The 14685-nt window shown below is 57.2% G+C and carries 7 protein-coding genes; 3 read left to right on the forward strand and 4 right to left on the reverse strand.

All coding sequences use genetic code 11. The features are described 5' to 3' along the window. Positions 1-52 precede the first annotated feature (52 nt). The 3 genes from AC2FFF_RS18810 to AC2FFF_RS18820 all read left to right on the forward strand — a co-directional run bounded on the left by AC2FFF_RS18810 (position 53) and on the right by AC2FFF_RS18820 (position 7308). On the forward strand, positions 53-1276 hold the full coding sequence (locus tag AC2FFF_RS18810) for a urate hydroxylase PuuD (RefSeq protein WP_281973832.1): 1224 nt from the start codon (positions 53-55) through the stop codon (positions 1274-1276). 156 nt (positions 1277-1432) lie between these two features. Beyond that, positions 1433-3238: an autotransporter assembly complex protein TamA gene (locus tag AC2FFF_RS18815; RefSeq protein WP_281973833.1), complete on the forward strand. Its 1806-nt coding sequence runs from the start codon at positions 1433-1435 to the stop codon at positions 3236-3238. Then, entirely contained in the window at positions 3235-7308 is a 4074-nt protein-coding gene (locus AC2FFF_RS18820; protein ID WP_281973834.1) for a translocation/assembly module TamB domain-containing protein, read from the forward strand. Before AC2FFF_RS18815 ends, AC2FFF_RS18820 begins: the two co-directional genes overlap by 4 nt. Before the next feature lie 457 nt (positions 7309-7765). Here the strand turns inward: AC2FFF_RS18820 and AC2FFF_RS18825 are convergent, their stop codons facing one another. The 4 genes from AC2FFF_RS18825 to AC2FFF_RS18840 all read right to left on the reverse strand — a co-directional run bounded on the left by AC2FFF_RS18825 (position 7766) and on the right by AC2FFF_RS18840 (position 14478). Next, positions 7766-8698: a LytTR family DNA-binding domain-containing protein gene (locus tag AC2FFF_RS18825; protein ID WP_281973835.1), complete on the reverse strand. Its 933-nt coding sequence runs from the start codon at positions 8696-8698 to the stop codon at positions 7766-7768. A 312-nt stretch (positions 8699-9010) separates the two neighbouring features. Then, complete coding sequence (fdhF, locus tag AC2FFF_RS18830) at positions 9011-11794, reverse strand: formate dehydrogenase subunit alpha (protein ID WP_281973836.1); 2784 nt, start codon at positions 11792-11794, stop codon at positions 9011-9013. 13 nt (positions 11795-11807) lie between these two features. After that, complete coding sequence (locus AC2FFF_RS18835) at positions 11808-13511, reverse strand: NAD(P)H-dependent oxidoreductase subunit E (protein WP_281973837.1); 1704 nt, start codon at positions 13509-13511, stop codon at positions 11808-11810. Between the two features lie 85 nt (positions 13512-13596). Then, on the reverse strand, positions 13597-14478 hold the full coding sequence (locus AC2FFF_RS18840; RefSeq protein ID WP_142640095.1) for a LysR family transcriptional regulator: 882 nt from the start codon (positions 14476-14478) through the stop codon (positions 13597-13599). Positions 14479-14685 lie beyond the last annotated feature (207 nt).

Here is a 14685-nt window from a genome sequence, read left to right on the forward strand (position 1 = left end):
GAAGAAAAGCCAGTTTGCCTAGGGTGACTATAACCTACTGGAGAGAACTCTCATGTTTGAATTCGCCGTGTTCTGGGATTGGATGGCATTTGCTGTGCGCTGGCTGCACGTAATCACTGCTATCGCCTGGATCGGATCATCCTTTTACTTCATCGCTCTGGACCTTGGCCTGAACCGGGATATCCCCGGCCCCGCCGACGGGGAAGAATGGCAGGTACATGGCGGCGGCTTTTACCATATTCAGAAATACCTCGTCGCACCCGAGCGGATGCCGGATCATCTGACCTGGTTCAAATGGGAAAGCTATGCCACCTGGCTTAGCGGAGCTGCGCTGTTGATGATCGTCTACTGGGTTGGTGGAGAGCTTTATCTGATTGATGCCCAAAAGGCCGATCTGGCGCTGTGGCAGGGCATTCTGATCTCGGCTGCCTCGTTGACTATGGGCTGGCTTATCTACGACTTCCTGTGCAAATCCGGTCTGGGTGAGCGCCCAACATTACTGATGGTGCTGCTGTTTGTCCTGCTGGTGGTGATGGGCTGGGGGTACAACCAGATATTCACCGGGCGCGCGATGATGCTGCATCTGGGCGCATTCACCGCCACGATCATGACAGCGAATGTATTCTTCATCATCATGCCGAACCAGCGCATCGTCGTAGACGACCTTAAGAATGGCCGCACCCCGGACCCGAAATACGGCAAGATCGCCAAGTTGCGTTCGACTCATAACAACTATCTGACCTTGCCTGTGGTTTTCCTGATGCTTTCGAACCACTACCCGCTGGCCTTTGCCACCCAATACAACTGGATCATTGCGGCGCTGGTATTTCTGATGGGTGTCACAATCCGTCACTACTTCAATACACGCCACGCCCGCGCCGGTGATCCGACCTGGACGTGGCTGGTGACCGCTCTGCTATTCATCGCCATCATGTGGCTGTCCACCGCGCCTATGTACAAACCTCTGGAGGAGGCCGAGGCGCAGCCGCTCACCGCTTTTGAGCAGAAATACGCTGAAGCAGACGGGTTCGAACAGGCACATGATGTCGTTCTGGGGCGCTGTTCCATGTGCCATGCGCGCGAACCGGTTTGGGACGGCATCCTGTGGGCGCCAAAGGGCATTCTTCTGGAAACCCAAGGTGACATCGCCCGCAATGCGAAACAGATTTACCTGCAGGCCGGTGTCAGTCACGCCATGCCACCCGCAAATGTCACCTATATGGAACCGGAAGATCGCGCGGCGATCATTCGCTGGTTCCGCAATGCTGGCCTTTGAACTGGCACTGAGCCATCACTTGTTCCGTTAATTTTCTTGGCCAAACGATAAACGCTTCCCCTACACGATTACAGATGTTCTAACTATCCTTAAGGGGCCGCCACATCCGAAAAGGCGCCGAAATTAATTTCTAGTTGGGGCAGCTGGAGCCAATAGATGCAGCGAATAAGACAATGCAGCTTTGTGAGAAATTGTCTGTTCGGAATAGTCGTCGCCACATTGCCCACATCGCTGGCCGCATTGGAAACCGTCCTCACGGCACCGGGCGCTCCGAAAGCGCTGGTTGAACGGATCGAAGATACCGCATCGGTGACAACCGCAGAATCCCGCGGGCTGGACACGCCGCTTGAACTTTTGTCAGCGGCCCTGTCGGACTATACCACCATTGTTCAGATCCTCTATGACGAAGGCTATTTCAGTCCCGTCGTCAGCATTAAACTGGACGGGAAAGAGGCGGCGGAACTCAGTTCACTCAACGTGCCCAATCAGATCAACAAAATCGTGATTGCTGTTAAAACCGGCCCAACCTTCACATTTGGCCAGGCGGTGGTCCGGCCAATCGCGACCGAAACGGTTCTTCCCGAAGACTATGCGTCGGGCAAACTGGCCACCACCGGCGCCATTCAGCAAGCCGCGTCAGCAGGCGTGCAGGGATGGCGTGACGCTGGTCATGCCAAGGCCGAGGTCAGCGGCCAGAAAGTCATTGCCCGCCACGCCCAGGCAAAGCTGGATTCCCGCATTGACCTCGCCCCGGGACCGCGTCTGAGCTTTGGAAAAATGTACATCAAAGGCGACAGCGATGTTCGCCACAGGTCCGTCGAACAAATCGCCGGCTTCCCAACCGGAGAGGTGTATTCCCCCCAGCAGGTGCAAAAGGTCGGAACCCGGCTTCGCCGCACCGGCACGTTTAATATTGTCTCGATCGAAGAGCACGACACTCCCAACCCTGATGGCTCCCTGGATTTCGATGTCTATCTTGAAGACATGCCCAAACGCCGCCTGACCTTCGGTTTGGAAGTGGCCTCGCGCGATGGGATGGAGCTGTCGACGACCTGGACGCATCGCAACGTGTTCCGCCGCGCCCAACGGCTGCGGTTTGAGGCATCGTTGCGCAATATTGGCGGGGCCGAGGATCTGGACGGGCGCATCGGGCTGCGGCTGGATCAGCCCGACCGGCTGGGCCCCGATGACAGCACGTTCTGGAGCGCCCTTCTGGAACGTCGCAACACCGATAATTACAACGTGACTGTGACGTCACTGGCCTATGGTGCAAGACGCACATTTTCAGACCGCCTATACGCCGAAGCATCCGTCGGGTTTCAGTGGTCGGATGCGGATGACGCCTATGGCGACGGGCGTAAGTTCCGCTATTTCATCCTGCCGTTCCGATCGGAATGGGATGAGAGGGACAGCAAGGTCAGCGCCACCAGCGGCTATTACCTGGATGCCCGTGTGATGCCATTTGTCGGCCTGTCCGACACAGAAACAGGCCTCAGGATGTTTGCGGACGCGCGTGCCTATACCAGTCTGCGGACGCAAGGTCGTCTCGTGCTGGCCGGACGGGTCCAGATTGGGTCGATTGTAGGACCCGCCTTGGACGGGGTCACACCCGATTTCCTGTTCTTTTCGGGCGGTGCGGGCACTGTGCGCGGTCAGCCCTATGAGAGCCTCGGCATCCCTGTTGGCAATGAGGTTGCTGGCGGCAAGTCTTTCCTCGGTCTATCTGGCGAAGTTCGCGGCAAAATCACCGAGACAATATCGCTGGTCGGGTTTTATGATTATGGTGTTGTCGACACGTCCTCTTTTGTCAGCAGCGCTGCAGAGAGCCATTCCGGCGCCGGGCTTGGTATCAGATACGACCTTGGCGGCTTTGGCCCCCTGCGTCTTGATTTGGCCCTTCCCGTTCAGGGCGACACCGGAGATGGTCTGCAGTTTTACATCGGAATTGGTCAGGCATTTTGACACATCGTTTCTCATATCCAGTTTTGGCTGCTGTTCTGCTGTGGGTGCCGTACCCCGTTCTGGCGCAGGACGAAGGCGGCAGTATGCTAGAGCAGTTTCTGCAGGATACCCTGTCCGGTGATGATCAGAACGTGACCGTCAAAGGCTTGCAAGGCGCGCTGAGCGCACGGGCCACAATCGCAGAGATCACCGTATCGGATGATGAGGGCGTCTGGCTGACCATCAAAGATGCCGAACTGGATTGGAACAGACTGGCCCTGATACGTGGGCGGTTCTCGGTCAATGCGCTGACAGCGCAAGAGATCGACGTAGCCCGTGCGCCGGGCGCCACAACCAAAGATGCCCCTCCTCCTTCTGCGGAAACCCAGACATTCCAGCTGCCCGAGCTGCCTGTCGCAGTTGAAATCGGCGAAATCCGCGTGGATCAGTTGTCGCTGGGGCAGCCGCTGATTGGGGTGGCCGCCGACTTATCCGTCACCGGAAATCTGTCGCTTGCTGATGGAACGCTGGACACCAATCTCGACGTGGTGCGGCTGGACCGTGCCGGAGATGAGATCACATTGACCGCCGGGTTTGACAACTCGACAAGCGAGATCAATCTGGACCTGAACGTGGCCGAGGCATCCGGCGGGCTTATTTCGACCGCTTTGAACATTCCCGACAGCCCAACGATCGAGCTGACGGCAAAAGGTGCCGGACCGCTGACGGATTTCACCGCCGATATCGGGCTGAGCAGTGACGGGCAGCAGCGTCTGGCTGGGCAGGTTCGGCTTGGTTCGGCCCCTGACGACACTGCGGAAGGCATAGCATTTACCGCCGATCTGAACGGAGACCTGACACCCTTCGTCGGCCCTGCAATCGACCCGTTTTTCGGGACGGACTCGCGGCTGTTCGTGCAGGGCCAGACCCTGCCCGAAGGGGCGCTGGACCTGTCCGATCTTCAGCTTGCAACGCAAGCCCTGAACCTTGAAGGGAAGTTGGCCCTTGCCGAAGGTGGCACATTGCAGTTTGCCGCCTTGCAGGGACGCATTACCCCGCCGCAGGGACAGGCGGTCACGCTTCCGGTTGGCGGTGGTGACAAAACAATCAAGTCCGCGCATATCTCGACCTTGTTTGATCAGAAAAACGGCAATCTCTGGGATCTTAGCCTGACAGCAGATAAGTTCAAATCCCCCCAAGCCGAACTTGAGAGCATGCAAATTATCGCGCAAGGCGTGCTCGATCAGACCCTTGGATTTACAGTAAACGGCGATCTGCAAGCCAGCGTCACGGGCATTGATCTGACCGATCCGAACCAGAATACAGCCGTCGGAGATCGCATCACGCTGGACGGGCAGTTTGAGTATGGTGATGACCAGTCGCTGACATTGTCCGGTTTCGAACTGGTCGGGTCGGATTACACTCTGGCGCTGGACACGCTGATCAGTGGATTGACCAGCGGATTGGCTGTTGATGGCAAGGCTACGCTGGACGCTACCGACCTGTCCCGGTTCTCTGGCCTTGCCCAGTTGGAACTGGCAGGGTCGGCGTCGGCAGAGGTTCAGGGCAAGGGCTCTCCGCTTGAGGGCAGCTTTGATGGCAAAGTGGTTGTTCAGGGCAACAACCTATCGACCGGTCGCGACGATATCGACCCCGTAATCACCGGCCAGACCACCATCGCTCTGGATGCTCGTCGTGGGGCGGATGGAATATCCATACGCGAGTTCAAACTGAACGGTCAGGCCGCGCAGGCACAGGCCAGTGGCGAAGTGACCACGCCTGATGGCAATCTGACAATCGACGGTCAGGCCAGCCTCAACGCGCCCGACCTCTCGGTCTTTTCCGGGCTGGCCCAGCGGCAGCTTGGCGGGTCGCTCAGCGCACAAATGGACGGCAAAGGCACCCTGCAGACGCAAGAGTTTGATGGCACGGCCAGCATTACGACGCAGGATCTGCAGACAGGTATGTCAGAAGTCGATCCTCTGCTTGCAGGCAAAACCGTGATCACCTGGGATGGTGCGAAAACGGGAGACCTTATCGACATACGCAAAGCCACCATCAACGGACGGGCCGTGACAGCACAAGTAAGCGCGTCAATCAATGACCCAACCGGCAATCTAGTTCTTGATGGTCAGGCACAGGTGACTGTCCCTGATCTTTCGCTATTTTCGGATCTCGCGGGCCGGGATCTTGCCGGGTCGGTTACCGCGGATATCAATGGCAACGGAGCTTTGTCCAGCCAAACCTTCGACATAGCCGGCGATGTCGATGCGCAGGACGTCCAGATTGGCATCAGTCTCGTCGACAAACTGATCGAAGGTCGAACGACGCTGCGTGTCGATGCCGAGAACAGTGATCAGGGTCTGAATGTCCAAAACTTCAAACTGCGGGGCACGGCCTTGACCGCAGACGCTTCGGGTCAGGTCAGCAAAGAGACCGGAGGGCTGAGCTATTCGGTAGAGCTGGACGATCTGGCGCGGATTTCCAAGACGTTGTCAGGACCACTGACGCTGGAAGGCAACGCCGCGCCAACAGCTTCGGGCCTTGAAGGAAGAGTCAGCTTGCGTGGGCCGGACAGTTCATACGCGTCGCTGACGGGGTCGGTCGGCTCTGACGGATCGGCAGACTTGGACTTTGACGCCGAGCTAAACAAGGTCGAGCGTTTCGCCCCAGACTTTCCAGGTACAATCACCGCCAATGGGACCGCAAAGCGCAAGGCAGGCGTCTGGACCATCAACTCTTCGGCGCAGGGTCCGGCACAGATCACCGGCGAAATCTCGGGCACGTTCGATGAAACCACAGGAAACGCCGATCTGCAGGCGCAAGGCGGGGTTAATATCGGTATCGCAAACCTGTTCATCACCCCCAACCAAATCGACGGGACTGCGCGGTACGACCTTAGCTTGAATGGCCAACCCTCGCTTGAGGCGCTCAGCGGGTCGATCACGACCTCTGGAACCTCGTTGGCGATACCGGGTGCCGGTCAGACCATTACCGGCATCAGCGGCGCGGTCGAGTTGGCCAACAACCGCGCCAACATCTCCCTAAATGGTGGAACCCGCGCCGGGGGTAATTTCACCGTCGCGGGCCCGATTGACCTGACGCCTCCGTTCAATGCGCAAATTACGACCACGCTCAATCGTCTCGTGCTGACGGATCAGCTTTTGTACGAGACGATCCTGAACGGGCAAATCGCAATGACCGGAGCTTTGGCCGGCAACAGCACAATAGTCGGGCAAATTACATTCGAGGAAACCAATATTAACCTCGCCGCCGCCTCGGGTGCGGTCGGCGCTGCACCCATACCAGAGATCGAACATATCAACGAAAACGCGACCAGCTATCGGACTCGGGAACGTGCCCGTTTGGTAAAACAGGACGATGCCACCCAAAGCGATTCCCGTATTGCGCTGGACATCGCTCTGCTCGCCCCCAAGGCCGTGTTTGTCCGAGGTCGAGGCGTGAATGCCGAACTCGGCGGACAGCTGTACATAGGCGGAACAACAACCTCGATCATTCCTTCGGGCCAGATCGCTCTAATCCGAGGCAATTTCGACATTCTGGGCCGCAGGCTGGCCCTGACAAAAGGGATCGTGACCCTACAAGGCGACTTGACACCCTATATCGAATTTGAATCATCAAACAGCACCTCGGACGGGACCGCTACAATCGAAATCGCCGGGCCGCTGGACGCCCCCGAGGTCAACGTGTTCTCGGATCCGGAACGGCCAGCAGAAGAGGCGCTGGCCATGCTGTTGTTTGGCAACCGTTTCTCTGAGCTGTCGCCCTTTGTCATTGCCCAGATGGCGGCTTCGCTGGCGCAGCTCAGCGGTGCAGGAGGGGATGCGACCAAGGGTCTGAGGGAGTCGACCGGTGTCGACACAGTCGATATCGGAGCAACGTCAAGCGGCGGAATTTTGGGCGCCGGGGCGTATCTGGGTGACAATCTCTATACCGATTTCAACGTGAACACCGAAGGAAATACCGAAGTGAACCTCAATCTGGACGTCACCGATAATATCACAATGCGCGGAACCGTTGACGGGCGGGGGGAAACGGGATTGGGTGTCTTTTTCGAGCGCGACTACTAATCCTGCGCGAAACTCTGCATCTGTGACAACAGTTTCGGGCCAAATCACAGGAAGGCAGGGAATTTCATTAACCCCTTTACTATCAATTTCTTAACATGACAGCGAATGCACAAGTCGCTCTATTCATTTCGTGCGACACGAATTTTCATTGCCGTTCGTTTCGAATTTTTGACGTTTCGTACCAATTTCATTGCCAGATCCGTGCCCATGCAGGAAAAGAAGGCAGCGCCTGGTTTTGCGGCGTCTTTATCGAGTGACTTGTTGACCAGTACGACCTGATTATAGAGGGGGAAAAACTCAAAATCGGGGAAAGCAAAAGATCAAAATTCAAATCTTTTCATTACTAAAAATATTGAACTGCCCACCTTCCCATCCACTGCGTATTCTGTACCCAGCAGCGATGGGAAGGTGGATTATCTAAACGAACCGATAAGCCGGATGTTTCCGCCGAACGATGTCAGGTTTGTTGTTGTGAAGCTTTAACTGTTGCCGGGCTTTCCGCTGACGCCATCTCGGACAGCCAATCACGCACGGCGCCGTGCCGGCTACGGGCGATCGCGATCTTTTTGCCGCAGCCCAGAACCAGATATCCGACTTCATTCAGGCTTTTAGCAATATCCACACACCGATTAGCAACCCAAAAGGACCGATGCACCTGTAGGCCATAGCATTCTGGCATTTGCGATAGGATGCCTTTGAACGTTGAACGCACCAGCACTTCTTTTTCATCTACACGCAGGGTGACATAGTGCTGCTGAGCCTGAACGAACAAAATGTCCTTGGCCAAAAAATTTTGCCCATTGGCGGACACTAAACCATTGGCCACAGGAACACGGGATTCCACTCTGCTATCCGGCTCGTCCTCGGGTTGCGGATCGCCGGCGCGCAGGCGGGCCAGATAAGGTGGAAAAACCCAAACGATTACGATCACTTCAATTCCAACGACGAGAAAGTACTGAGGCAGCAAAAGCGGCGAGTTTTCAAAGCTGAAAGACAGAAATGTACTGAAAACCATTGTCGTTGCGAATTGGGCAAACTTCATCGCCCCATACGCAATGGGAAAACATGTCAGCGGGGTGAAAAACCGTTTGATGCCCAGATATCGGCTGCAGAATGCCTCAAAAAGCAACATCAGCACCACAGAACCCATATACCCCAGCAATCCGCACATCCAATAGATCGTGCGCCCCAGCCCGTTTAGCGGTTCAGCAAACAATGACGGCGTCGCACCAAGGAGTAACAGCATCAAAGCGGGCAGAAACATCAGGAAGTTTCTGGACAGGAAAAAACTAAGGACTTCGCTCAGGATCGCATCAACCGACATACCCGGCAATACGACAAACGAAAGCTCAGCCTGTTTCAAATCGTTATACACGTCTTGCGGTTTCATTCAGCCCTTGTTGCTCTGATCGCACTACTACCATCTATTTCGGCTTCGGCGCCTAGGCCCGACTGCCCACAGGTTCGGGCCCTGCGCAATCGGTTCCCCAATTTCGTTTCCAAACCCAATCAAGACCTAACCTCACGACCGCAAAATGGGCGCTTTGGTGGCGTTTTCTTAGGTTTAAAATTGCTGAAACCAGAGAAATATGGCGCAAATGGCGCAAAGCTGAGTGGGAAATGCCTATTTCCGCATTGACGTCGCGGAAACTTAAAAGGGCGGCCTCGCAAGGCCGCCCTCAAAAACTCTACTCCGACACTCTTACTCAGCCGCGATTACGCCTTCGATCTTTTCAACGCGAATGGCCGAGAATTTGAACTCAGGGATTTTACCATAAGGGTCGATGGCCGAGTTGGTCAGGATATTCGCTGCCGCCTCAACATAGGCAAAGGGGATGAACACCATGTCCTCTGCAATCGCCCGGTCGGCACGCACCATGATCTCGATCGAGCCGCGACGGGTGGTCAGGCGAATGGTCTCGCCCGGTTCGATTCCCATCAGCTTTAGCTGACGTGGGTTCATCGAACAGTTGGCCTCTGGTTCAACCGCATCCAGCACCGTGGCCCGGCGGGTCATTGACCCTGTGTGCCAATGTTCAAGCTGACGACCCGTGGTGGCGATCATCGGATACTCCTCATCCGGCGCTTCATCCGGCTGGATCACACTGGCAGGAGTGAACTTGGCCCGCCCATCGGCACGAGGGAAGCCATCACCAAACACAATCGCTTGGCCCGGATCGGTCTCAGACAGCGACGGGTAGGTGATTGTTTCGGTCTCCAGCCGCTCCCAGGTGATGTTGTCGAGCGACGCCATGGTCAGCTTCATCTCATCAAACACCTGGCTAACATCGGTGTAATCCCAGTTCAGCCCGATGCGTTGCGCAAGCTCAACGGTGATTTTCCAGTCCTCACGCGCCTCACCCGGAGGTGCCACAGCCGGACGCACACGCTGAACCTGACGGTTGGTGTTCGACACGGTGCCGTTCTTTTCATACAGCGCCGAGGCAGGTAGGATGATGTCGGCGTAGTTCGCCGTTTCGGTCAGGAAGATGTCCTGCACGATCATCAACTCCAGCTTGGCCAGTGCGTCCCGCGCGTGGCCTACATCGGGGTCGGACATGGCTGGGTTTTCACCCTGAATATACATGCCCTTGATATTACCCGCATATGCTTGATCGATGATTTCAGTGACGGTCAGGCCTTTTTCGTTCGAGAAATCCTCAGATCCCCAGACCGAGCTGAACTGTGCCCGAATGCCGTCATCCATAACCGACTGATAATCCGGCAGGAACATCGGGATTAGACCCGCGTCAGACGCGCCCTGCACGTTGTTCTGGCCACGCAGCGGGTGCAGACCTGCGCCGGGTTTACCAACATTGCCGGTCATCAATGCCAGCGAGATCAGGCATCGTGAGTTATCCGTGCCGTGGATGTGCTGACTGACGCCCATACCCCAGAAGATCAGACCAGCCTTGGCCTGCGCGAAGGTACGCGCAACACGACGCAGCTGATCTGGCTCAATTCCACAAATGGGCGCCATTGCCTCGGGCGTGTAGGCGCGCAGATGCTCTTTTTCGGCTTCCCAGTTCTCGGTCCAGCGGTGGATGTACTGGCTGTCGTACAGTTCCTCTTCGACGATCACGTTCATGATCGCGTTTAGCATCGAGACATCAGCCCCCGGACGGAATTGCAGCATCTCGTTCGCGAACTTGCGCATACCGACGCCGCGCGGGTCCATCACGATCAGCTTGCCACCGCGCTTGGTGAACTGCTTGAAGTAGGTTGCCGCCACGGGGTGGTTTTCAATCGGGTTGGCGCCGATGATGATAACCACGTCCGAGTTTTCAACCTCGTTAAAGGTCGCGGTCACCGCGCCCGAGCCCACGTTCTCGATCAGCGCCGCCACGGACGAGGCATGGCACAGACGGGTGCAGTGGTCGACGTTGTTGTGCTTGAAGCCCTGACGAATGAATTTCTGGAACAGATAGGCTTCTTCGTTGGTGCATTTGGCCGAACCAAAGCCAGCGACGTTGCGCGGATCTTCATCACGCAGCGCTTTCAGCTTGGTTGCCGCCAGTTCCATCGCCTCTTCCCAGCTCGCTTCGCGGAAATGGGTCGACAAGTCTGACGGATCGACGTTCAACCCCTTGGCAGGCGCATCCTCGCGCCGGATCAGCGGCTTGGTCAGGCGGTGGGGATGGTGGATATAGTCGAAACCAAAGCGGCCTTTGACGCACAAGCGGCCTTCGTTGGCCGGGCCGTTGATGCCCTCGACATACTTGACCTTGCCGTCCTTGACCTTCAGCGAGACCTTGCAGCCGACGCCACAGAACGGGCAGACGCTTTCAGTTTCGCTATCGTAATCCTTGCTGTCTCCCTGCTGCTGATCGTCCAGCACTGTGGCAGGCATCAGGGCACCGGTCGGACAGGCCTGAACGCATTCACCACAGGCCACACAAGTTGAATCGCCCATCGGGTCGTTCTGATCGAACACCACCTGCGCGGTGTGACCGCGCCCGGCCATCCCGATCACATCATTGACCTGCACATCCCGGCAGGCCCGGACGCAGAGGTTGCAGTTGATGCAAGCATCCAGATTAACCCGCATCGCGATATGGCTGTCATCCAGCAACGGGATTTTCTCGACCTCTTTGGCCGGGAACCGGCTGTCGCTGACATCGTTCAGTTCGGCCATGTCCCAGAAATGGCTGGATTTATCGTGCGCCTCTTTGGGTTGGTCGGCGACCAGGAGTTCCATGACCATTGCGCGTGATTTCTCGGCACGGTCGCTGTCGGTTTTCACCACCATGCCGTCCGCCGCAGGGCGAATGCACGAAGCGACAAGAGTGCGCTCGCCTTCCACCTCGACCATGCAGGCGCGGCAATTGCCGTCGGGTTTGTAGCCCGGCTGCGGCTTATGACACAGGTGCGGAATGGTGAACCCCTGCCCCTTGGCGGCTTCCCAGATGGTCCAGCCCTCGGGGACGGTGACGTCATCGCCGTTCAGATTGAAGGTGACGGTCTTGGTTGGGCTTGCATCAAGCATGGCTCTGTCTCCCTCAGATTTCGTCAGCGAAATGTTTCATGACCAGGCGGATCGGGTTCGGGGCCGCCTGCCCCAGTCCGCAGATCGAGGCATCGCCCATGACCTGGCACAGATCTTCCAGCAGATCCTGATCCCATTTTTCCGCCTGCATCAGCTTGACCGCCTTTTCACAGCCCGCCCGGCAGGGCGTGCACTGGCCACAGCTTTCATCCTCGAAAAACCGCAACATGTTCAGCGCGGCGTCGCGGGCAGTGTCCTGACCGGACAGCACCACCACGGCGGCCGACCCGATAAACGTACCCAGAGGTTGCAGCGTGTCGAAATCCAGCGGCACGTCGTCGATTGACGCGGGCAACAGGCCCGAAGACGGCCCGCCCGGTTGATAGGCTTTGAAAACGTGACCCTCGGCCATGCCACCAGCGGCATCAATCACATCCAATATGGTCGATCCCGCAGGCAGTAGATAGACGCCCGGCTGCGCCACCCGGCCCGAGACCGAATAGCTGCGCAGACCCGTGCGCCCATTCTTTTCCGTGCTGTTGAGGCATTCCGGCCCCTCGCGGCAAATTTTCGACACCCAATAGAGCGTCTCGACATTGTGCACCAAGGTCGGACGGTTAAAGACCCCAACCTGCGCCACAAACGGAGGCCGGTGACGCGGCAAGCCTTTCTTGCCTTCGATCGACTCGATCATCGCGGATTCTTCGCCGCATATATAGGCACCGGCGCCCCGGCGCAGATCGATATATCCCTTTTCAACCAGGCCAGCCTGTTCCAGAGCGGCAATCTCGCGGCGTAGAATTTCCTGCACCGCCGGATATTCATCGCGCATGTAGATAAAGCAGGTCTCGGCCTCTACCGCCCAGGCAGCTATCAGCATGCCTTCAAGGAAGACATGCGGCGTGCGTTCAAGGTAGTAGCGATCTTTGAACGTGCCAGGCTCGCCTTCATCGCCATTCACGGCCAGATAACGGGTGCCTTCGTTCATGCGAACGAAGCCCCATTTCTTGCCGGACGGGAAGCCAGCTCCACCCAGACCGCGCAAGCCCGAGGACAGGATGTCTTCCTGTACTTTCTCCCAATCACCGCTCTCGCGCAGCTCTTTCAGCTTTGCATAGCCGCCGTTTGCTTCATATGCCGCAAAGGTTTCATAGGCGGGCAGATGGGCGTGGGTATCATCCGCAGCAATCGCCGCCTGCACCTTTTCAGGGGTGGCATGGTCGATATGGTTATGCCCGATCTCCAGCACAGGCGCAGTATCGCAACGACCCATGCAAGGCGCACGCAGGACACGGACGTTGGAAGGATCAAGACCGTCTTCCAACGCCTTTTGCAACTGCTGGGCACCGGCCATTTCGCAGGACAGGGAATCGCAGACGCGGATGGTCAGCGCGGGCGGCGGGGTTTCATCCTCTTTCACCACATCGAAATGGGCATAGAAGGTGGCGGTCTCATATATCTCGGCCTGACCAATCCGCATCTCGACGGCAAGCGCAGCAATATGATCGGCGCTGATATGGCCGTGTTCGTCCTGAATTAGATGCAGAAATTCGATCAAAAGGTCGCGACGGCGGGGACGATCGCCCAGCAGGCGCGTGATCTCGGCCTGTGCCTCATCCGTGAACTGACGGCCTTTGGGTGTGTGCCGCCCCTTGCCTTTACCTGACTTCCAGACGCCCTTTGGCGCGCCTGATGGCTTGGTATCTAATGGTGCCATGATGCCCTCCGATTCAGGCCCCGTGTCTCATCAGACTAGCATATCGTCAAATCGCATATTTCAATCGCACGATAATGACACCTTATCACCGCAAAGACGTCACCACCGCGCGCAACGCTCCAACCGTTGGCAGTTCCGGATCGCGTGTCAGGGTCGCCAGACAGATAGGTTTGCTGACCACCGGATCGACCAAAGGCAGAACCTTTGTTCCCTTCAGATCCCCCAACGCCCGTACTAACACGCGTGGCACCACGGTGGCCGCCAATCCCTCACGCGCCATGACCATTGAGGCAGTGAACCCGCTGGTTTCCGCGACCACATGAGGATGCAGGCCCTGTTCTGCGAAAATCCGGTCTAATATGCGGCGGTTCTGCATCTGCGGTTCAAGCAGGCTGACCGGAAATTCGGCGACCCGCGCCCAGGGAATTGGCCCCGTTTCGTCTGTCATGTGAGACGGGATCAACAGGACATAGGTTTCTTCATACAGCGACTGTACCTGCCGCAAATCGGTGCCGATACTGTCGCCATATGTGATGCCCGCATCCAGACTGCCTTCGTCCAGCCGATGTTGAATGGCCGTAGCCGACATCGTTTCGATCCGAGTGATGATGCGCGGATGCGCCTGCTGTAGACGCTTGATCAACCGGCCCGTAAAGGCGATTGCAGTCGGGATCACGCCCAGTATCAGAGTCCCCGTGATTTCCCCCTTTGCCGCCTGCACCTGCTGTTCCAAGGCCTTGGTGTCGTCCAGAATGCGCCGCGCCCGCTGGACGATCATCTCGCCCTCTTCGGTCAGGCCCTGAAACCGGTTGGCGCGGCGGACGATGGACACGCCCAACCGATCCTCTAGGTTGCGAATACGCATAGAAAACGCAGGCTGGGAAATCCCGCATTCCTCGGCTGCCTTTGCAAAATGCCGGTGCCGCGCCAAAGCGCTGAGCAGTTGCAGGTCGCGGATTTCGATCATGTGGCGGCATCACTCATATCAGGTCGGTGCCGACACTAGCGGAATTCCTTGGGATACGGAAAGCAGGAGTTAAACCCGGCCCCTCCTCGAACCGATCCTTATTACCATTGGTAATGCCAAGTTTGGACCTTAGGGTCAGGACTCATAGCCAATAGATGACGAGAGCTGCGATGGCGATTGCTGAGAGGAAGACCTTCGGGCACCTGT

It is taken from the genome of Ruegeria sp. YTSA226 (assembly GCF_059609905.1).

Coding starts and splice junctions, on each gene's coding strand:
- AC2FFF_RS18810 (WP_281973832.1), top strand. CDS start 53: ATGTTTGAATTCGCCGTGTTCTGGGATTGGATGGCATTTGCTGTGCGC.
- AC2FFF_RS18815 (WP_281973833.1), top strand. CDS start 1,433: ATGCAGCGAATAAGACAATGCAGCTTTGTGAGAAATTGTCTGTTCGGA.
- AC2FFF_RS18825 (WP_281973835.1), bottom strand. CDS start 8,698: ATGAAACCGCAAGACGTGTATAACGATTTGAAACAGGCTGAGCTTTCG.
- fdhF (WP_281973836.1), bottom strand. CDS start 11,794: ATGCTTGATGCAAGCCCAACCAAGACCGTCACCTTCAATCTGAACGGC.
- AC2FFF_RS18835 (WP_281973837.1), bottom strand. CDS start 13,511: ATGGCACCATTAGATACCAAGCCATCAGGCGCGCCAAAGGGCGTCTGG.
- AC2FFF_RS18840 (WP_142640095.1), bottom strand. CDS start 14,478: ATGATCGAAATCCGCGACCTGCAACTGCTCAGCGCTTTGGCGCGGCAC.